Raw genomic sequence first — 18780 nt, 5'->3', positions numbered from 1 at the left:
TTCACTTTTTCAGTCAGGTAAATAACGAGGCTATGGAAAACATTTGAAATAGGCAACGGAGCCTAAACTGCATTTTTGGAGCGCTGTGCCTCCGAAAATTATTAGGGATGGGCAACGGGGCCTACAGTTTATTTTGGGGGTGGGCGTACTTGAGCAACAAGCGGGGCCTGTTTTTGGTCTACACCGGAGACGGCAAAGGAAAGACAACAGCCGCGGTGGGGCTGGCTGTGCGCGCGACTGGACGAGGCAAAAAGGTCATCATGATCCAGTTCATCAAGTCGCCGGAGCGCACGTACGGAGAGAAAATCATCTTCGACAAGCTGGGCATCGAAATCGTGCAAAAAGGCGTAGGCTTCACCTGGACGAAGACGCCGGAGGAGCATCGCGCGGCGCTGCAGGAAGCGTGGGCGTTCGCCCGGGAAAAGCTCGCTTCGGGCGAGTACGATGTCGTCATTCTCGACGAGCTGAACAATGCGCTGGCGATCGACCGTTTTCCGATTGCGGACGTGCTGCCGCTCGCGGACGTTTTGGAAGCGATTCAAAACAGGCCGAGCCATGTGCATCTGGTCGTGACGGGGCGGAGCGCCAAGCAGGAAATCATCGACATGGCCGATCTCGTGACAGAGATGAAGCCGATCAAGCATTACTACGATGAAGGAATACCAGCGGTGCTGGGGGTAGAGTTTTGATGAACGTACTGGAAGCGTACGGCCACGGCGGAGATTTGTTGACGGCAGCGGACCGCTTTGGGATGGAGCCGGGCCAATTCCTTGATTTCAGTGCCAATATTAACCCGCTGGGCATGCCGGACAGCGTGCGCGAGATGCTTTTGGCCTCTCTGTCTGCCGTGCTGCGTTACCCGGACCCTGGGCATCGCCAGTTTCGCCGGGCGTTGGCGCAGCGGTTGCAGTTGCCAAAGGAATGGCTTTTGCCTGCGAACGGAGCGGCAGAAGCGATGGCGCTCGCGATTCTCGGGCTGCAGCCGCAAACAGTCGGCGTGATTTATCCTTGCTTTTCGGAATATGCAGAGCTTTCCGAGCAGTTTGGCGCAACCGTCATCGGCTGCTACGGAAAAGAAGAGAACGGCTACAAGGCCGACAGCGCCGAGCTGTACCGTCTGTTCGAACAGGCTGATCTGGTGTTTGTCGGCTCGCCGAACAATCCGACTGGCATCTTGTATGAGCCACAGGAGCTGTTGCAGATGGCGGACTGGACGGCCCAGACCGATACGTGGCTGGTCGTGGACGAGGCGTTTCTCGATTTTGTGGAAGAAAGCCGCCAGTTTACGCTGGCAAGTCGGCTGGAGCGCTTTCCCCGCGTCATTTTGCTGCGCTCGATGACGAAAATGTACGCGATCCCCGGCTTGCGTCTCGGATACGCGATCGCCCAGCCTGACGCGATTGCGAAAATGCGCGCGAAGCAGGTGAGCTGGAGCGTGAATGCGCTTGCGCTTTTGGCGGGGGAGCTGTGCTTGCAAGAGCATGAGTACGAGCGGCGGACACGCAGCCTGGTCGCCAGGGAGCGCGCTGGCCTGGTCGCGTTTATTCGCGGGGAGCTGGGCTGGAAGGTCTGGCCGGGGGAGGCGAACTTTTTGCTGCTTCGCTCGCCGGAGGGCTTGCCAGCCGCACAACTGCAAGAGCGGCTCGGCAAAAAAGGCGTGCTGATTCGCAGTTGCGCCATGTATCCCGGATTGACGGCGCATGACGTGCGCATCGCCGTTCGCGGGCCAGAAGACAATGCGCGCTTGATCGCGGCCTTGCGCGAGGTACACAGCGAAGGGAGCGGGGAGCGATGAGTCTTGTGCTGGTGACAGGCGGCGTGCGCTCAGGAAAAAGCCGCTTTGCGGAAGAACTGGCGCAACAGGCCGGAGAGCGCGTCCTGTACGTGGCGACGGGTCAGGCGTGGGACGAGGAAATGCGGCAGCGGATCGAGCGGCACAAGGAGCGGCGACCGAAGCAGTGGGGCAGCGTGGAGGTCGGCGAGCGGCTGTGCGACTACGAGCCTGCTAGCACACCTTACGACGTCGTGCTGATCGATTGCCTGTCGACGTGGGTGAGCAATCGGCTGATGAGCGTCGAGGAAGCAGAGTGGCGAAGCGAGGCGCACACAGAGGCGCTGCTTGCGGAGGCAGAGGCGTGGCTGGGGCTTGTCCGGCGCTCCCCGCAAAAAGTGATTGCGGTCACAAGCGAGGTCGGGCTGGGCGGTGTCGCCATGAATCGGCTCGGCCGCTGGTTCGCAGACGCGCTGGGCGACGTCAACCAGCGGGCTGCGCGCCAGGCAGAGACGGTCTACGCGGTCATGGCCGGAATCCCGTGGAGGATCAAAGGATGAATGCATTTTGGCACGCGATCGCCTTTTTCACCCGGATTCCGGTTCCGTGGCTGCGCCCGTCCGACGAGGCGTGGAAAAAAAGCGTCAACTGGTATCCGGCAGTCGGGCTGGTCATAGGTATTTTGCTATGGGGAGTCCACCAGACGGGGCTTGTGCTCTTTAGCCCGTGGCTGTCCGCCGTGCTGACGCTCGCTGTCTGGGTGTACATCACAGGCGGACTGCATCTGGACGGCTGGATGGATTTGGCGGACGGACTGGGAAGCAGCCGGCCAAAAGAGCAAGTGCTCGCGATCATGAAAGACAGCCGCGTGGGCGCGATGGGGGTTTTAGCCGCGATCTTGCTACTTTTACTCAAGGCAGGGGCCGTCGCGGAGCTTGCGCATCCTGGCTGGGGTGTGCTCCTCGTATTCGTTCCTGCCATAGCGCGGACACATGTGCTGCTGTCGATTCGGCTGTGGCCGTATTTATCGCAGGAAAAAGGGATCGGCAAAGGCATCAGTGCAGGGCTGTCGCCTGTCGCCATCGCCGCCGGATACATCGTTCTCGCCGCGGCTGGCTGGTTCGCCGGAGGTTTGCAGGTCGTCGCGGCAATGGTCGTCTCGCTTTTGTTCGTGCTGTTGTTTTCCCGCTCGGTCGCCCGCAAGCTCGGCGGCCTGAACGGAGACTGCTACGGAGCAGCTATCGAGAGCGGCGAGGCGGTCATGCTGCTCGTACTGGTCGGGAGCTGGTGGACATGAAGTTGATCTGGATACGGCACGGGGAGACAGACAGCAATCGGGAGCGCAAATATCTCGGGCATAGCGACATTCCATTGAACGAAAAGGGGGAGCAGCAGGCGCGCGAGCTGGCGCGGCAATTGTCGCAGCAACTAAAACGGCCTGTCGCGCTGTACGCAAGCGATTTGCTCCGCTGCACGCAAACGGCCCGGCCGCTGGCAGACGAGTGGGGGCTGCCGATCATTTCCGTCCCGGCTTTGCGCGAGCTGTCGTTTGGCGACTGGGAGCTTTTGACCTACGAGGAGCTGATGCGCTCGGATGCCGAGCGGGCTGCCCGCTGGTACGACGACCCGTATCGCTGCAGTCCGCCGAATGGCGAGAGCTTGCAGGAACTGGGGCACCGGGTGGACGGCTGGCTGCGCAAGCTTTTGGAGCAGCGGCAAGCGGCTGCGGACGAGACTACGGTTTGCGTCGCGCACGGGGGAGTGATTCGCTGGTTTCAGGCGGTTTGGCTGGAAAACGACCCTAAGCGATATTGGCACGTAGATGGCGTAGGGCACGGAGAGGCCCTGCTGGCGCAATGGGACGGGCGACGCTGGCGAAGACTACGGCTGGAAGGCTTAAAGAGAGGGACAACATGACGGAAGTATGGATATTGTGCGCGGCATACGTGATTGACCGGGTGGTCGGCGACCCGCGCAGCCTGCCGCATCCGGTGGTCATGATCGGCTGGTGGATTACGCGGCTGGAACGGGTCATTCGCGCGGCAGTCAAGCAGGAATCGCAACTGAAGCTGGCTGGCGTCCTGTTCCCGCTGTTGATCGTCACAGGCAGCTACGCGGTCGTCTGGCTGCTGTTATGGGGAGCGGCGTTCATTCATCCGCTGCTCTCGTGGGTGTTGAGCGCGTGGCTCATCTCCACGACGATTGCCACAAAAGGACTCGCGGACGCGGGACTGGAGATCGCCCGCCACCTGCTCGCCGGGGACATGGCAGCGGCGAGACGCTCTCTGTCGATGGTGGTCGGCCGCGATACGGAGCAACTGGACGAACCGGAGATTTGCCGGGGGGCCGTGGAGACGGTGGCGGAAAACATCGTCGATGCGATCGTTTCCCCGCTGATCTATGCCGCGATTGGCGGCGCGCCGCTGGCGATGGCGTACCGGGCAGCCAACACGCTGGACTCGATGGTCGGCTACAAAAACGAAACGTACAAAAATCTCGGCTGGGCGTCCGCCCGCTTCGACGACGCGATGAACTACATACCCGCCCGGCTGACTGCATTGCTGTTGGTAATCGCAAGCGGGCTGCAGCGGCTGGATTGGCGACAGTGCTGGGCGATGATTCGCCGGGACGCGCATCTGCACCCGAGCCCGAACAGCGGGCTGCCGGAAGCGGGAGTGGCTGGCGCGCTGGGCGTGCAACTTGGCGGGCTCAACTACTACCAGGGAGTGTCTTCCAACCGGGCGCGGCTCGGGGATGCGCATCGGCCGTTGGCTGCGGCGGATATTATGGCGACGATTCGGCTGATGTATCTCACCTCCTTGCTGTGCCTGCTCGTGTGCCTGGCGATTGCGGCTGCCATTGCTTTTATATAGGGCGGCACTTGAAACGAAGCGTAAGACAACGGAAGAAATGAGAACGAACGAGATAACGGCTGCCTGCGACACGCAGGCAATGGAAAGGGGAGGGGCCGTATGAGCGGCAAGTTGTTTGTGATCGGGTTTGGCCCAGGAAGTTTTGAGCATATCACCAAGCGGGCGCGGGAGGCACTGCAAGAGTCGGACGTCATTATCGGCTATTCGACTTACGTGGATTTGATCCGCGGACTTTTGACCAACCAGGAGATCGTCAGCACCGGGATGACGGAGGAAGTGACGCGTGCGCGCGAGGCGGTGCGTCAGGCCGAGGAAGAAGGCAAAAAAGTAGCGGTCATCTCCAGCGGCGACTCCGGCGTCTACGGGATGGCGGGACTGGTCTACGAGGTGCTGGTGGAAAAAGGCTGGACAGAAGCGACAGGCGTTCCGATCGAAATCGTGCCGGGCATCTCGGCGATCAACTCCTGTGGCGCGATCCTCGGCGCTCCGATTATGCACGACGCCTGCACGATCAGCTTAAGCGACCACTTGACGCCGTGGGAGCTGATTGCCAAACGGATTGACGCAGCCGGGATGGCCGACTTTGTCATTGCCCTGTACAACCCTCGCAGCGGCAGGCGGACGCGACAGATCGTCGAGGCGCAGCGCATTCTGCTGCAATACCGCTCGCCAGATACCCCTGTCGGTATTGTGAAGAGCGCCTATCGCGAGCGCGAGACGGTTGTCGTGACGACGCTTGCGCAAATGCTCGAGCACGACATCGGCATGCTGACGACGGTCATTATCGGGAACTCTTCGACGTTTGTCTACGATGGCAAAATGATTACGCCGCGCGGCTATCAGCGCAAGTACACGCTGTCTGCGGATGAGCAGCCGCTGAAGCCGCACCAGCGCCTGCGCGTGGAAAACGAACCGTGGTCGCTCGAAGCAAGCGGCGAAAGCGTCAACGCCTCTGCGGCCAAGCCAGCGGAGCCTGCGAGCGAGCGCCCTGTGCTGGCTGGGGAAGCTGCGAAGCCAACGGCGCCGGAAGCGGCGTTTTCCGGCACGGCGACCAGTACGGCTGTTCTGGAAGCGCCGCCAGTCGAACAAAAGGTGGAGACAGCAAAGCCCGAAGCAGAGCGTCCGCCATTCGAATGGGCGATGCAGGCGCTGAATGCGATCCATGCAGCCAAAGGCATCGAAACGACGCCTGCCACAGCAAGCAACGTGCGTCCAGCCTCGGCGTTTCAGCCGGAAATGATTTTCGAATTTGCGGTCAGTCCAGGCGTCGCCAACAAAAAAATTACGCCGCAGCAAATGATGGCCATTGCCGAGGTGGCGGGTGAAAAGGGCGAGATCGAATACACGCCGCACCACCAGATGATTTTGCGCGTGCCGACTGCCGACCCTGACAGCATTACAGGCCGACTGCGCGAGCTTGGGCTGATCCTCAGTCCGATCGGAGACGTGTTGCAGGTAAAAGCGTGCGATTTTTGCGACGGCGAGAAAAAAGACAGCATTCCGTATGCGGAGGAGCTGCACCGAAGACTGGGCGGAAAAGAAATGCCGAAGGAGCTGAAAATCGGCTTCAACGGCTGCGGAATGGCCTGCTACGGAGCGGTTCAGGAAGATATCGGAATCGTGTTCCGCAAAGGCAAGTTCGACCTGTTCCTGGGCGCGAAAACAGTCGGGCGCAATGCGCACTCCGGCATTCCGGTCGCGGAAGGCATCGACAAGGAGGATATCGTGCCGATTGTCGAGCGAATCGTGAATCGATTCAAAAAAGAGGCATTTCCGAATGAACGCTTCCACAAGTTTTTCCAACGGGTAGGCGAACTGGAAGGCTACGCCTGGTACGAACCGGCCAAGGCGGAAATCGAGAACGCCGCTTGCGGAGATTGATCGGTTGTTCGAACAAATACGAGGGGGAAACGAAATGGACGCGGTATTATTTGTAGGACACGGGAGCAAGGACCCGGAAGGCAACGAAGAAATCCGGCAGTTTGTCGCTTCGCTTGCGCCAGAGCTGGATGTGCCGATCATCGAGACGTGCTTTCTGGAGTTTGCGCGCCCAGACATGCTGCAAGGCTTGAATACGTGCGTCGCTCGCGGCGCTACGCGGGTGGCGGTCATTCCGATCATCCTGTTCTCTGCGGGACACGCGAAAATCCACATTCCGGCGGCAATCGACGAGGCGAAGGAGCTGCATCCGCACGTGCAGTTCATCTACGGCCGTCCGATCGGTATTCACGAGGAAGTCATCAACATCCTGTCTACACGCATGGCGGAAGCGGGCTTTGCCTCCGGCGAAGACCACGACGACCTGGCAGTGCTCGTGATCGGGCGCGGCAGCAGCGACGCGGACGCCAACAGCGATATTTACAAAATGTCCCGCCTGTTCTGGGAGCGCTACAAGGCGCGCTGGGTAGAGACGGCTTTCATGGGCGTGACCTATCCGCTCTACGACGAGGGCGTGGAGCGCTGCCTGAAGCTCGGCGCGAAGCGGATCGTGCTCTTGCCGTACTTCCTGTTTACCGGCGTGCTGATTAAGCGGATGAGCGATCAACTGGAAAGGTTCCGCCAGCAATACCCGGAAGCCCAGTTTGAGATGGCTGAGTATTTCGGCTTCCACCCGCTGTTAAAAGAAGTGATGAAGGACCGGATCGAGGAAGCGCTGCACGGGGAAGTGAAGCTGAACTGCGACACCTGTCAGTACAGGCTGGCAGCGATGGAGCACATCGACCATCACCACCACCATCACGACGACGAGCACGGTCATGGTCACCATCACCATCATCACCACCATGGTCATCATCACGATCATGACCACGACCACGATCATCACCACGCTCACGATCATCACCATGGTCACGACCATCACCATGACCACAAGCATGAGCATAAACACGACCACGTAACGAAGTAGGAGGAGACACAGCATGATTCTGGTACTGGCTGGAACGAGCGACGCCCGCGAATTGGCCCTGTTAATCAAGGAAAACGGCTACGACCTGCTGACGACGGTCGTAACGGACAACGCTGCGAAAAGCATGGAAGAGGCAGGCGTGCCTGTCCAGGTCGGACGCTTGAGCGCGGACGACATCCAGCAGTTGATCCGGGAGCGAGGCGTGCGGTGCGTGGTAGACGCAAGCCACCCTTTTGCCGAGGAAGCCTCGAAAAACGCCATGGCTGGCGCGCAGGGCGCAGGTGTGCCGTACATCCGCTACGAGCGGGAAAGCCTCGCTGCGCCAGGCAGCGAAAAGCTGATCGTCGTCGAGGATTACGTGCAGGCGGCTGAGCTTGCCGCTGAAAAGCGCGGGGTCATCATGCTGACGACAGGCAGCAAGACGCTGAAAACGTTCACGGATCGCCTGCTGGGCCTGCCGGATACGACTTTGGTCGCCCGGATGCTGCCGCGCCTCGACAACATGCAAAAATGCGAGGAGCTCGGCGTGGAGCAAAAAAACATCGTCGCGATGCAAGGGCCTTTTTCCAAGGAGCTGAACAAAGCGCTCTACGCCCACTACGGCGTGACGCTGATGATTACGAAGGAGAGCGGCAAGGTCGGCGCTTTTGACGAAAAGGTGGAAGCGGCGCTGGAAATGGGCATCGAAACCATCGTCATCGGCCGGCCGAAAATCGACTACGGGACCAAGTTTTCCGATTACGAAAGCGTGCTGAACCAGCTCAAAGCGGTCGTTCTATAAGCGCCAGGCCGTGTGCATGCAATGAGCACCTACCCCAAACAACTGACTGGAGGAAACCAACCATGGATTTCAAGACGGAATTCAAGCCTTTGACTGTACAACCGCAAGAGATCGAGGACATGAGCTTTCAGATCATTACCGATGAGCTGGGCGAGCATCCTTTTACCGCCGAACAATTTCCTGTCGTGCAGCGCGTCATCCACGCTTCCGCAGACTTTGATCTCGGACGCAGTCTCGTCTTCCACCCGGATGCTGTCCAATCCGGCATTGAAGCGATCCGCAGCGGCAAAATCGTCGTCGCGGACGTGCAAATGGTTCAGGTCGGCATCAGCAAAAACCGGATCGAGAAGTTCGGCGGCCAAGTGAAGGTGTACATCTCCGACCGCGACGTCATGGAAGAAGCGAAACGCCTCAACACGACGCGCGCGATCATTTCCATGCGCAAAGCAGTGAAGGAAGCAGACGGCGGCATTTTCTGCATCGGCAACGCGCCGACAGCGCTCCTGGAGCTGATCCGCATGGTGAAGGAAGGCGAAGCGAAGCCAGGTCTTGTGATCGGGATGCCAGTCGGCTTCGTCTCTGCGGCAGAGTCCAAGGAAGAGCTGGCGAAGCTCGACATTCCGTTCATCACGAACATCGGGCGCAAAGGCGGAAGTCCTGTGACAGTAGCAGCATTGAATGCCATTTCCATCATGGCGGAACGGTTGGGATAGAGAGATGGCAGCCAAAGCAGCGTCGGACGAAAAAGAGGCAAAACCCCTCCGCCACGGCTATACAACCGGATCGTGCGCAACGGCGACGACCAAGGCTGCTTTGATCGCGCTGATTACCCAGGAGCCGCAGTCAGAGGCCACCATCCGCCTGCCGATTGGCGAGGACGTGACTTTTCAGATGGAGAGCTGCGAATTTTCGCCGGAAAAAGCGACGGCGGGCACGATCAAGGACGGCGGCGACGACCCGGATGCGACCCACGGTGCGCTGATTCTCTCCACCGTGGAATGGTCCGATGAGCCTGGCATTATACTGGACGGCGGCGTTGGTGTCGGTCGGGTGACCAAGCCAGGGCTGCCTGTTCCGATCGGAGAAGCGGCGATTAACCCCGTCCCGCGCAAAATGATTCGGGAAACCGCGCAGGCGGTGCTCGATGAGTACGGGACAAAGCGCGGAATCAAAATCGTGATCTCTGTGCCAGCGGGCGAGGAAATCGCCAAAAAAACATTGAATGGACGACTCGGCATACTCGGCGGCATCTCCATTTTGGGGACGCGCGGAATCGTGGTGCCGTTTTCCACTTCTGCCTACAAAGCGAGCGTGGCGCAAGCGATCAACGTCGCCAAGGAGGCGGGCTGCGACCACATCGTCCTGTCCACGGGCGGCAAGAGCGAATCGTTCGGGATTGCCACCTACCCGGAGCTGTCCGAGGAAGCGTTCGTGGAAATGGGAGACTTTGTCGGTTTTGCGCTCAAGCAATGCAAGAACCGAAACATGCGCAAGGTGACCTTGGTGGGGATGATGGGTAAATTTTCCAAAGTGGCGCAGGGCGTCATGATGGTCCACTCGAAAAGCGCCCCTGTCGACTTCGGCTTTCTCGCTCAGATGGCAGAAGAGGCGGGCGCGCCGCAGGAGCGGACCCGCGAGATACTCACCGCGAACACGGCCTCGCAGGTTGGCGATCTGATGGCAGATACGCCTGCTTTTTTCGAGATCATGTGCGCGAACTGTTGCCGGGCAGCCCTGAAGGAAGTGGGCGGCGGCATGGAGGTCGAAACCATCATCATTACTATGAAAGGGTCCCTGTTGGGAAGGGTGACGATCAATGACACAAGCGATGAAAGTGATCGGGATCGGGGATGACGGACAGCAAAGCCTGCTGCCGTTGTACCGGACCTGGATTGAAGAAAGCGAGCTTCTGGTCGGCGGAGAGCGGCATCTGGGCTTTTTTCCGGAGTACAAAGGGGAAAAACGGGTGCTGAAAGGCGGCTTGTCCGCGATGGTGGAGGAGCTGCGCTCCGAGACGCGCAAGACGGTCATTCTCGCTTCGGGCGATCCGCTCTTTTACGGGATCGGCAGCTTGCTGGCGAAAAAGCTGAACGTGGAAATTTACCCGCACCTAAGCTCCATTCAGCTCGCTTTCGCCAAAATGGGCGAGGCGTGGCAAGATGCGGCGCTCGTCAGCGTGCACGGCCGCAGCATCAAGGGACTGGCGCAGCGCATCGACGGGAAGGAAAAGGTCGCGCTGCTCACCGACCGGGAAAATTCGCCAGCGGCTATCGCCCGTTATTTGCTGTCGTTTCAGATGACCGAATACGAGGCGTTCGTGGCCGAGAACCTGGGTAACGCCGAGGAGCTGACGGGCTGGTACACGCTGGAGGAAATGGCAGATGGCGTCTTTTCCGATCTGAATGTCGTGATTTTGAAAAAACGCCGTCCAAGCCCGGTCTGGCCGTTTGGAATCGCGGATGAAGAGTTTTCCCAGCGCAAGCCGGACAAAGGACTGATTACGAAAAAAGAAGTGCGCATTGTAAGCATCGCCCAACTGCAACTGCACATAAAAAGCATCGTCTGGGACATCGGCACGTGCACAGGCTCTGTCGCCATCGAGGCGGCGCGGATCGCGCGGGAAGGCGAAGTGTACGCCGTGGAGAAAAACGCGGACGATTTGGAAAACTGCCGCCAGAACATGGCGAAGTTTCGCACGGATTTGACCGTTGTGCATGCGCGCGCGCCGCAAGGACTGGACGAGTTCCCGGATCCGGATGCCGTGTTCATCGGCGGCAGCGGCGGGGAATTGCGCGAGCTTTTGCATATTTGCTGCACGCGTCTGCGTCCGGGCGGCCGAATCGTGGTCAACGCCGCGACAATCGAGACGCTGTACGAAGCGACGCAAGCTTTTGCAGACGAAGGCTTTGAAACATCGGTGACATTGGCGCAGTTGTCGCGCAGCAAGCCGATTTTGTCTCTGACGCGGTTTGAGGCGTTGAATCCGATCTACATCATCACGGCCTGGGCCAAACAGACAGAGGAACAAGGGGGAGACAGCAAGTGAGCAAGATCGGAACATTGTACGGGCTGGGCGTAGGTCCCGGCGACCCGGAGCTGATTACTGTCAAGGCATTCCGCCTGTTGCAGCAATCTCCGGTGATCGCGTACCCGAAAAAGCGGATGGGCAGCAAAAGCTACGCGCACCAAATCGCCGAGCTGTACGTGCAGCAGTCAGAAAAAGAAATGCTCGGACTGGTGTTCCCGATGACGCGGGACAAGGAAATTTTGGAGCGCGAGTGGAACAAAACGGTGGAAATCGTCTGGGAGCGTCTGTCCGAGGGAAAAGACGTCGCGTTCGTGACGGAAGGCGATCCGATGTTTTACAGCACGTTTATCCACATGATGCGGGTGATGCACGACGAGCACCCGGAAGTGCCTGTGGTGACCGTGCCGGGCGTATCCTCGTTTCTCGGAGCAGCTTCGCGCTTCAACCTGCCGCTTGCGGACGGCGACGAGCAGATCGGAATTATTCCGGCGACAGAAGACCGGGAAGCGATGCGCAAAGCGCTTGAGAACCACGATACCGTCGTGTTTTTGAAAGTAGCGAAAGTGCTGCCGATGATTATCAGTTTGCTGAAAGAAATGGGACTCGCAGACAAAGCCGCCGTCGCGACAAAGGTCACCTCTTCCGAAGAGATGGTCTGGACGGACATGCGCGAGCTGGAACGGGCAGAGCTTGGCTATCTTACACTGATGGTGGTGAAAAAGGGATGAAACTGTACATAGTGGGAGCGGGTCCCGGCGACCCTGACTTGATTACCGTAAAAGGCTTGAAGCTTTTGCAAAAGGCAGACGTGATTTTGTACACCGACTCGCTCGTCAACGAAGAGCTGGTGGCGCTCGGCAACCCTGACGCTGAGGTGCTGCACAGCTCCGGCATGGCCTTGGAAGAAATGGTGGCGCTGATGGTGGACCGGATCAGCAAAGGCAAAACGGTCGTGCGCCTGCATACGGGCGATCCGTCTGTGTACGGGGCGATCATGGAGCAGATCGCGCTGTTGAAGGCAGAAGGCATCGAGGTGGAAATCGTGCCGGGCGTAAGCTCTGTGTTTGCGGCGGCAGCGGCGGTCGGTGCGGAGCTGACGATTCCCGAGCTGACCCAGACGCTGATCCTCACCCGCGCGGAAGGACGCACGCCTGTGCCAGACAGGGAAAAGCTGCGCGCGCTCGCGGAGCATCATTGCACGCTGGCTCTGTACCTCAGCGCGACTTTGACGAAAAAAGTGGTGCGCGAGCTGATCGAAGCGGGCTGGAGCGAGGATACGCCAGTCGCTGTCGTGCAGCGGGCGAGCTGGCCGGATCAGTTGATCGTGCGCACGACCTTGAAAAACCTGGACGAAGACATGGGCAAAAACGGGATTCGCAAGCACGCGATGATTTTGGCCGGCTGGGCTTTGGACCCGGACATTCACGAAAAAAGCGAGCAATACCGTTCCAAGCTGTACGATAAAACCTTCACGCACGGGTACAGAAAAGGTGTGAAAGAATGATAATCGAACTGGTCGAAGGAGAAATTCCTGTCATCCGTCAGCAGGGCGATTACGCGATTGTCGCCATCACGAAGCACGGGGTCGAGATGGCTCGCGATCTGGCGCAAAAATTTCCCGGGACAGACCTGTACTACATGAGCAAGTTCGCGCGCGGGGACGAGGAAGCGCGCGGCATCCAGCTTTTTTCCAACAGCGTGCGGATGCTGTTTCCGGCGCTGTGGCCTGTGTACAAAGGGCTGATTGTCATCATTTCGCTCGGGGCGGTCGTGCGCATGATCGCGCCGCTGCTCGAAGACAAAAAGAAAGACCCGGGCGTCGTTGTCGTCGACGACCGGGGAGAAAACGTCATCAGCGTGCTGTCCGGCCATCTGGGCGGGGCCAATGAGCTGGCCCGCGAAGTGGCGGCGGTCATGGGCGCACGCCCGATCATCACGACCGCGTCCGACGTGCAGAAGACGATTCCGGTCGATTTGTTCGGCCGCCGTTTTGGCTGGGAGTGGGATTCTGCCGACAAGCTGACGCCTGTGAGCGCCTCGGTCGTCAACGAGGAACACGTAGCGGTAGTCAACGAATCCGGCGAACGCGACTGGTGGATGCACGACACGCCGATGCCGCCGTCGATCAAGGAGTATGCGAGCATCGCCGAAGCACAGGCTGCCAAGCCGCACGCGGCCCTCGTCGTAACTCACCGCCTGCTTGCGCCGGAGGAACAGACGATTTTGGACAACGGCGTCCTGTATCGCCCCAAGGTGATCGTGCTGGGGATGGGCTGCAACCGGGGAACGTCTGCGGAGGAGATCGAGGCGGTCATCCGCGAGACGCTGGACGAACTGCAATTTTCGCTCAAGAGCGTCAAGGCGCTGGTTACCATCGAGCTGAAAAAAGACGAGGCCGGGTTGATCGCCGTATGCGAGAAATACGGCTGGCCGTTCGTCTGGTACTCACCACAGGAGCTGAACCAGGTGGAAATCAGCGAGCCGTCCGAGACGGTGTTCAAGTTTACGGGAGCGTACGGGGTGAGCGAGCCTGCGGCCAAGCTGTACGCAGGCGTCGACGAGCTGGTGCTGACCAAGAAAAAGTCGGGCAACGTCACCATTTCGGTCGCCCTGATGCCCTATCATAAGGAGGAGCGCGCATGATGGACAGCCGCCGTATCGTAATCGCCGGAACAGGCAGCGGAGCGGGGAAAACGACGGTAACCATCGGGCTGATGGCTGCCCTGATCCGCAAAGGCTATATGGTGCAAGGCTTCAAGTGCGGTCCTGACTACATCGACCCGACCTACCATACCGCGGTGACGGGCAGAGCGTCGCGCAATCTGGACAGCTTCATGCTGGAGCACGACGTCGTGAAGGAGATTTTTGTCCGCGGCAGCGAAGGCGCGGATATTTCGATCATCGAAGGCGTCATGGGCATGTACGACGGCAAGGAAGCGACCAGCGACAAGGGCAGCACGGCCGAAATCAGCATTTTGACCGGATCGCCTGTATTGCTCGTCGTCAACTGCCAGAGCATGGCGCGCAGTGCGGCTGCGATTGTAAAAGGCTTCCAGTTGCTCAATCCGCAGGCGAACATCGTCGGAGTGATCGCGAATAAGGTCGGCAGCGAAGGCCACCACAAAATCGTCAAGGCCGCGATTGAGCAGGAGTGCGGGATTCCGGTCGTTGGCTACCTGAAGCGGGAAAACGAGCTGGAAATTCCCGAGCGCCATCTGGGGCTTGTGCCGTCTGTGGAGCGCGGCGAGCTGGCGCCGCTGTTTGCCAAGCTGGCTGACCTGATCGGGGAGACGGTAGACCTGGAACTAGTCTGGGAGCTGGCCAAAGCCGAGCCGCTGCAAGTGGAGCCGAAGCTGTTCGCACCGCGCGAGGCGGCTTTCGACGTCACGATTGCCGTAGCGAAAGACCCGGCGTTCCACTTTTACTATCCGGAAAATCTGGAGCTGCTGCAAGCGTACGGCGCGAAGCTGGCCTTTTTCTCGCCGCTTGCGGGGGAGGGCGTACCGGAAGCAGCGGACGGCTTGTACATCGGGGGAGGCTTCCCGGAGGAGTTTGCCGCCGAGCTGTCGCAAAACGAGGCGGTGAAGGAATCGTTCCGCCAGGCGGTCAAAAAAGGCTTGCCGACCTTGGCCGAGTGCGGCGGATTCATGTTTTTGACCGAGGCGATTGTGACGACAGACGGGGAGAGCTATCCGATGGTCGGACTCATCCCCGGCAAGGTGACGATGCAAAAAAAATGGGCGGCGCTCGGCTATCGCGAGGTGCGCGGCAAGGAGGGCAACTTCCTGATCGGCCCAAAGGAACAGGCAAAAGGCCACGAGTTCCACTATTCGACCTATGCCACCGACGAGCAGCTCCCTGCGGCCTACGAGACAAAAGGGCTGCGCGGCACCAAGCCGGAGGGCTTTGCCAGGGACAATCTCGTCGCGGGGTACACGCATTTGCATTTCGGCTCCAACCCGGCGCTGGTGAAGCGCTGGCTCGGTTTGTGCGCGGAGGTGGCCTCCCGTGCCTAAAGCGCTCCCGCTGATGATTCAGGGAACCAGCTCCGATGCCGGAAAAAGCGCGATCGCGACAGCGCTCTGCCGCATTTTTGCCCAGGACGGCTACAAAACGGCGCCGTTCAAGTCGCAAAACATGGCGCTCAATTCCTATGTGACGCTGGACGGAAAAGAAATCGGGCGGGCACAGGGCGTTCAGGCGGAGGCGGCGGGCATTCTCGCCACGACCGACATGAATCCGATCCTCATCAAGCCGACGCGGGATTCGGAGTCGCAGATCGTGGTGAACGGCGAGCCGTACGCCAACATGAAAGCGATGGCGTATCGGACGGATTTTTACGACGAGGGACTGCGCATCATTCAGGAGTCGTATCAGCGGCTCGCTGCCGCCTACGAGCGAATCGTCATCGAAGGGGCGGGCAGTCCGGCGGAGATCAACCTGAACGACCGCGAGCTGGTCAACATGCGGGTTGCCCGCCTGACGAACGCTCCGGTCATTTTGGTGGCGGACATTGAGCGCGGCGGCGTGTTTGCCAGCCTCGTCGGCACGCTGCAACTGCTTGAACCCAAGGACCGCGACCGGGTGATTGGCGTCATCATCAATCGTTTTCGCGGCGATCTGACGCTGTTGCAGCCAGGTCTGGACTGGTTCGAGCAGTACACAGGCAAGCCTGTGCTTGGCGTGGTGCCGTTTATTCCCGACTTGTGGATCGACGCGGAGGATTCGCTCATTTTGCACCGCTACCAGGGCCAGCGGGAGACGCCGCGCGAGCTGGATATTGCCGTCTTGCGCTACCCGCGCATCTCCAATTTTACGGATGTCGACCCGTTTTTTGTGGAGCCGGACTGCCGTCTGCGCCTTGTGACCCGGCTGGAAGAGTTGGGCGAGCCGGACCTGATCGTGCTGCCCGGCAGCAAAAATACGTTGGAAGACTTGCAATTTTTGCGCGAGACGGGACTGGCCGAGGCGGTGAAAAAGCTGCATCTGCAAGGCAAGTCGTACGTGGTCGGCCTGTGCGGCGGCTATCAGATGCTCGGCGAGTCGATTCTGGACCCGGCTTGTGTGGAGTCGCCGCTGCAACAGCTTGACGGGCTGGGCCTGATTCCGATGGTGACGACGATGGAGCAGAAGAAAACGACGGTGCTGTCCCGCGGGGAAGCCACATTCGCCGGAGAACAGCTTACGCTCGAAGGCTACGAGATTCACATGGGCCAATCCGTTTATGCCAAGAGCGAATGTCCTTTTATTCAGATGGGAGATCGGGCAGAAGGCTACTGTCACGAGGAACGCCGGCTGATCGGGACGTATTTTCACGGACTGTTCCACAACGACCGCTTCCGCACGCTCTTGCTGAACGCGATTCGCGCGAAAAAAGGGCTTGCGCCGATCACAGAGCGCCCATCTTTCGTGGCGCTTCGCGAGCAGGGCTACGATCTCTTGGCGGATACGGTACGCCGTCATGTGCGGTTGGATGCGATTGAAGAACAGATGAAGGCTTATCAGGAAAAAGAGGTGCGTAGATGATGGCAGGCTTGGAAAAGCGATTTCCGGCGATTGCGCCGCGAAACCAGGAAGCGAGTGAGCAAACGAGACAGCATGTGGATCAACTGACAAAGCCGCTGGGCAGTCTGGGACGTCTGGAGGAGCTGGCCGTCGAGCTGGCCGCGATGACGGGCGAGACGTTTCCGGTCGTCACGCCGCCGGGCGTACTCGTTTTTGCCGCCGATCACGGGGTGGCCGCAGAAGGAGTGTCGGCCTACCCGCAAGAGGTGACGGCGCAAATGCTCTTGAATCTGGTGAACGGCGGCGCGGGCATCAACGTTTTCGCACGGCAAATCGGCGCGATGCAAAAGTTCGTCGATGTCGGCGTGGCAGTAGAGGTCGAGGCGCCAGGCGTCATCAACAGAAGAATCAGGGCAGGCTCGGGCAACATGCTGAAGGAAGCCGCCATGTCCGCTGACGAAGCGCAGCGCACGCTCGCGGTTGGCATCGAGCTGGCAGAGCAGATTATCGACGAAGGCGCCAAGGTGCTGATCGTCGGAGAAGTAGGAATCGGCAACACGACGGCGAGCAGCGCAATCCTGTCTGCCTTGACCGGGGCGGACCCGGACGAGATCGTCGGCCGCGGCACAGGACTGGACGACGCGGGCTGGCAGCGCAAAAAAGCGGTCGTTCGCGAAGCGCTCGCCCTGCATCGCCCGGATGCCAACGAACCGCTGGACGTCCTGGCAAAAGTGGGCGGGTTGGAGATCGGGGCGATGGCAGGCGCGATGATCGGCGCGGCTTCGCGGCGCGTTCCGGTGCTCTTGGACGGCTTTATCGCCACCGTGGCGGCACTGCTGGCCGTGCGGCTTGCGCCTGCGGTCGCAGACTACCTGATTGCCGGGCATCGCTCCCAGGAGCCGGGGCACGCTTTTGTGCTGAACGTACTCGGCAAACAGCCGCTGCTCGACTTAAACCTGCGACTTGGCGAAGGCAGCGGAGCGGCCGTTGCGTTTTCGATCGTCGAGGCGTCGTCGCGAATGGTTCGGGAGATGGCGACATTCGCATCGGCGGGGGTCAGCGACCGATGAGCGGCGCAGGCAAAGTGTATCTCGTCGGCGCAGGCCCCGGCGACCCGAAGCTGATTACCGTAAAAGGTCTGGAATGTCTGCAAAAGGCAGACGTAGTCGTCTACGACCGCCTCGCGAATCCGGCTTTGCTCGCCCATGCGCCCGAGACAGCGGAGCGCATCTACTGCGGCAAGCTGCCCGATCATCACACGATGCGGCAGGAGTCGATCAATGAGGTGCTGGCCGAAAAGGCGCTGGAAGGCAAAGTCGTCGTGCGGCTGAAAGGCGGCGATCCGTGCGTCTTTGGCCGCGCGGGCGAAGAAGCGGAGTATCTGGCTACGCGCGGCGTCGCGTTTGAAATCGTGCCGGGCGTGACGGCAGGAATCGCCGCTTCGGCGTACGCGGGCATCCCGGTGACGCACCGCGATCACGGCTCGTCGTTTGCCGTGGTGACGGGACATCTGCGCGAGGACAAACCGGAGCTGGCTGTGGAAAAATGGCGGGCGCTGGCAGGCGGGATCGACACGGTTGCCTTTTACATGGGCGTTGCCAACCTGCCGCTCATCCGCACGCAGTTGATGAAGCACGGCCGCGATCCGAAGACGCCCGTCGCCGTCATCTCCTGGGGGACGCTGCCAAAGCAGGCTGTCGTCACAGGCACGTTGGCGGATATTGAGGAGCGCTTGGCAGAAAATAGCCATATCACCAATCCGGCGATCATTCTCGTCGGAGACGTCGTGAAAATGCGGGAAAAGATTAACTGGTTCGAGGCTTCGCTCGGTCTGAACGAGGGGATTCCCGGGTAAGCCAGGGCAGGCGAGGCGGGCAAGCGGATGAGGCGGTCGGAGGAGCCATCCGCTTGTTTGCC

Annotated in this window: 19 protein-coding genes; all 19 read left to right on the top strand. The window is 60.0% G+C overall.

Annotation, left to right across the window (positions count from 1 at the left end):
- The first annotated feature begins 149 nt into the window (after positions 1-149).
- Complete coding sequence (gene cobO / locus AC27IT_RS08750) at positions 150-689, top strand: cob(I)yrinic acid a,c-diamide adenosyltransferase (protein WP_005831984.1); 540 nt, start codon at positions 150-152, stop codon at positions 687-689.
- Positions 689-1795 carry a threonine-phosphate decarboxylase CobD gene (gene cobD, locus AC27IT_RS08745; RefSeq protein WP_007785829.1) on the top strand — a complete coding sequence of 369 codons (1107 nt, stop codon included), beginning with the start codon at positions 689-691 and terminating at the stop codon, positions 1793-1795. The genes cobO and cobD overlap by 1 nt, the downstream gene beginning before the upstream one ends.
- Positions 1792-2331, top strand: a complete 540-nt coding sequence (cobU, locus tag AC27IT_RS08740; RefSeq protein ID WP_283858806.1) for a bifunctional adenosylcobinamide kinase/adenosylcobinamide-phosphate guanylyltransferase — start codon at positions 1792-1794, stop codon at positions 2329-2331. Before cobD ends, cobU begins: the two co-directional genes overlap by 4 nt.
- The gene (gene cobS, locus AC27IT_RS08735; RefSeq protein ID WP_122952911.1) at positions 2328-3068 is read left to right on the top strand and encodes an adenosylcobinamide-GDP ribazoletransferase; all 741 of its coding nucleotides are present in this window, start codon (positions 2328-2330) and stop codon (positions 3066-3068) included. The genes cobU and cobS overlap by 4 nt, the downstream gene beginning before the upstream one ends.
- Positions 3065-3688: a histidine phosphatase family protein gene (locus AC27IT_RS08730; RefSeq protein WP_025847515.1), complete on the top strand. Its 624-nt coding sequence runs from the start codon at positions 3065-3067 to the stop codon at positions 3686-3688. Before cobS ends, AC27IT_RS08730 begins: the two co-directional genes overlap by 4 nt.
- Entirely contained in the window at positions 3685-4644 is a 960-nt protein-coding gene (gene cbiB / locus AC27IT_RS08725) for an adenosylcobinamide-phosphate synthase CbiB (RefSeq protein ID WP_283858807.1), read from the top strand. The genes AC27IT_RS08730 and cbiB overlap by 4 nt, the downstream gene beginning before the upstream one ends.
- Before the next feature lie 99 nt (positions 4645-4743).
- The gene (gene cobJ, locus AC27IT_RS08720; protein ID WP_007785819.1) at positions 4744-6525 is read left to right on the top strand and encodes a precorrin-3B C(17)-methyltransferase; all 1782 of its coding nucleotides are present in this window, start codon (positions 4744-4746) and stop codon (positions 6523-6525) included.
- A 34-nt stretch (positions 6526-6559) separates the two neighbouring features.
- Entirely contained in the window at positions 6560-7549 is a 990-nt protein-coding gene (locus tag AC27IT_RS08715; protein ID WP_487091737.1) for a sirohydrochlorin chelatase, read from the top strand.
- A gap of 13 nt (positions 7550-7562) precedes the next feature.
- Positions 7563-8330 (top strand): precorrin-6A reductase, encoded by a 768-nt coding sequence (cobK, locus tag AC27IT_RS08710; protein ID WP_007785815.1) that lies wholly within the window; start codon positions 7563-7565, stop codon positions 8328-8330.
- Between the two features lie 62 nt (positions 8331-8392).
- Complete coding sequence (locus AC27IT_RS08705; RefSeq protein WP_007785813.1) at positions 8393-9043, top strand: precorrin-8X methylmutase; 651 nt, start codon at positions 8393-8395, stop codon at positions 9041-9043.
- A gap of 4 nt (positions 9044-9047) precedes the next feature.
- Entirely contained in the window at positions 9048-10184 is a 1137-nt protein-coding gene (locus AC27IT_RS08700) for a cobalt-precorrin-5B (C(1))-methyltransferase (protein WP_340673380.1), read from the top strand.
- Positions 10147-11376, top strand: coding sequence for a precorrin-6y C5,15-methyltransferase (decarboxylating) subunit CbiE (gene cbiE, locus AC27IT_RS08695; protein ID WP_283858809.1), 1230 nt, complete (start codon positions 10147-10149; stop codon positions 11374-11376). The genes AC27IT_RS08700 and cbiE overlap by 38 nt, the downstream gene beginning before the upstream one ends.
- Positions 11373-12086 (top strand): precorrin-2 C(20)-methyltransferase, encoded by a 714-nt coding sequence (cobI, locus tag AC27IT_RS08690; RefSeq protein WP_005832006.1) that lies wholly within the window; start codon positions 11373-11375, stop codon positions 12084-12086. The genes cbiE and cobI overlap by 4 nt, the downstream gene beginning before the upstream one ends.
- Positions 12083-12862 (top strand): precorrin-4 C(11)-methyltransferase, encoded by a 780-nt coding sequence (cobM, locus tag AC27IT_RS08685; protein ID WP_283858810.1) that lies wholly within the window; start codon positions 12083-12085, stop codon positions 12860-12862. Before cobI ends, cobM begins: the two co-directional genes overlap by 4 nt.
- Positions 12859-14001 (top strand): cobalt-precorrin 5A hydrolase, encoded by a 1143-nt coding sequence (locus AC27IT_RS08680; RefSeq protein WP_025847497.1) that lies wholly within the window; start codon positions 12859-12861, stop codon positions 13999-14001. Before cobM ends, AC27IT_RS08680 begins: the two co-directional genes overlap by 4 nt.
- A complete protein-coding gene (locus AC27IT_RS08675; protein ID WP_487091736.1) occupies positions 13998-15374 on the top strand; it encodes a cobyrinic acid a,c-diamide synthase CobB in 1377 nt (458 codons plus the stop codon). Before AC27IT_RS08680 ends, AC27IT_RS08675 begins: the two co-directional genes overlap by 4 nt.
- Positions 15367-16884, top strand: coding sequence for a cobyric acid synthase (locus tag AC27IT_RS08670; protein ID WP_487091735.1), 1518 nt, complete (start codon positions 15367-15369; stop codon positions 16882-16884). The genes AC27IT_RS08675 and AC27IT_RS08670 overlap by 8 nt, the downstream gene beginning before the upstream one ends.
- A complete protein-coding gene (gene cobT, locus AC27IT_RS08665; RefSeq protein ID WP_007785801.1) occupies positions 16881-17933 on the top strand; it encodes a nicotinate-nucleotide--dimethylbenzimidazole phosphoribosyltransferase in 1053 nt (350 codons plus the stop codon). Before AC27IT_RS08670 ends, cobT begins: the two co-directional genes overlap by 4 nt.
- Positions 17930-18718, top strand: coding sequence for a uroporphyrinogen-III C-methyltransferase (gene cobA / locus AC27IT_RS08660; RefSeq protein ID WP_238504112.1), 789 nt, complete (start codon positions 17930-17932; stop codon positions 18716-18718). Before cobT ends, cobA begins: the two co-directional genes overlap by 4 nt.
- Positions 18719-18780 lie beyond the last annotated feature (62 nt).

This window comes from Brevibacillus sp. YAE8 (assembly GCF_057543335.1).
Note: the sequence above shows the minus strand (reverse complement) of the source record. Positions and strands in the feature narration are given on the sequence as shown.

What these genes read in the sequence shown, in the direction of transcription:
- cobD (WP_007785829.1), top strand. Translation starts at nt 689, where the DNA reads ATGAACGTACTGGAAGCGTACGGCCACGGCGGAGATTTGTTGACGGCA.
- cobU (WP_283858806.1), top strand. Translation starts at nt 1,792, where the DNA reads ATGAGTCTTGTGCTGGTGACAGGCGGCGTGCGCTCAGGAAAAAGCCGC.
- cobS (WP_122952911.1), top strand. Translation starts at nt 2,328, where the DNA reads ATGAATGCATTTTGGCACGCGATCGCCTTTTTCACCCGGATTCCGGTT.
- AC27IT_RS08730 (WP_025847515.1), top strand. Translation starts at nt 3,065, where the DNA reads ATGAAGTTGATCTGGATACGGCACGGGGAGACAGACAGCAATCGGGAG.
- cbiB (WP_283858807.1), top strand. Translation starts at nt 3,685, where the DNA reads ATGACGGAAGTATGGATATTGTGCGCGGCATACGTGATTGACCGGGTG.
- cobJ (WP_007785819.1), top strand. Translation starts at nt 4,744, where the DNA reads ATGAGCGGCAAGTTGTTTGTGATCGGGTTTGGCCCAGGAAGTTTTGAG.
- AC27IT_RS08715 (WP_487091737.1), top strand. Translation starts at nt 6,560, where the DNA reads ATGGACGCGGTATTATTTGTAGGACACGGGAGCAAGGACCCGGAAGGC.
- cobK (WP_007785815.1), top strand. Translation starts at nt 7,563, where the DNA reads ATGATTCTGGTACTGGCTGGAACGAGCGACGCCCGCGAATTGGCCCTG.
- AC27IT_RS08705 (WP_007785813.1), top strand. Translation starts at nt 8,393, where the DNA reads ATGGATTTCAAGACGGAATTCAAGCCTTTGACTGTACAACCGCAAGAG.
- AC27IT_RS08700 (WP_340673380.1), top strand. Translation starts at nt 9,048, where the DNA reads ATGGCAGCCAAAGCAGCGTCGGACGAAAAAGAGGCAAAACCCCTCCGC.
- cbiE (WP_283858809.1), top strand. Translation starts at nt 10,147, where the DNA reads ATGACACAAGCGATGAAAGTGATCGGGATCGGGGATGACGGACAGCAA.
- cobM (WP_283858810.1), top strand. Translation starts at nt 12,083, where the DNA reads ATGAAACTGTACATAGTGGGAGCGGGTCCCGGCGACCCTGACTTGATT.
- AC27IT_RS08680 (WP_025847497.1), top strand. Translation starts at nt 12,859, where the DNA reads ATGATAATCGAACTGGTCGAAGGAGAAATTCCTGTCATCCGTCAGCAG.
- AC27IT_RS08675 (WP_487091736.1), top strand. Translation starts at nt 13,998, where the DNA reads ATGATGGACAGCCGCCGTATCGTAATCGCCGGAACAGGCAGCGGAGCG.
- cobT (WP_007785801.1), top strand. Translation starts at nt 16,881, where the DNA reads ATGATGGCAGGCTTGGAAAAGCGATTTCCGGCGATTGCGCCGCGAAAC.
- cobA (WP_238504112.1), top strand. Translation starts at nt 17,930, where the DNA reads ATGAGCGGCGCAGGCAAAGTGTATCTCGTCGGCGCAGGCCCCGGCGAC.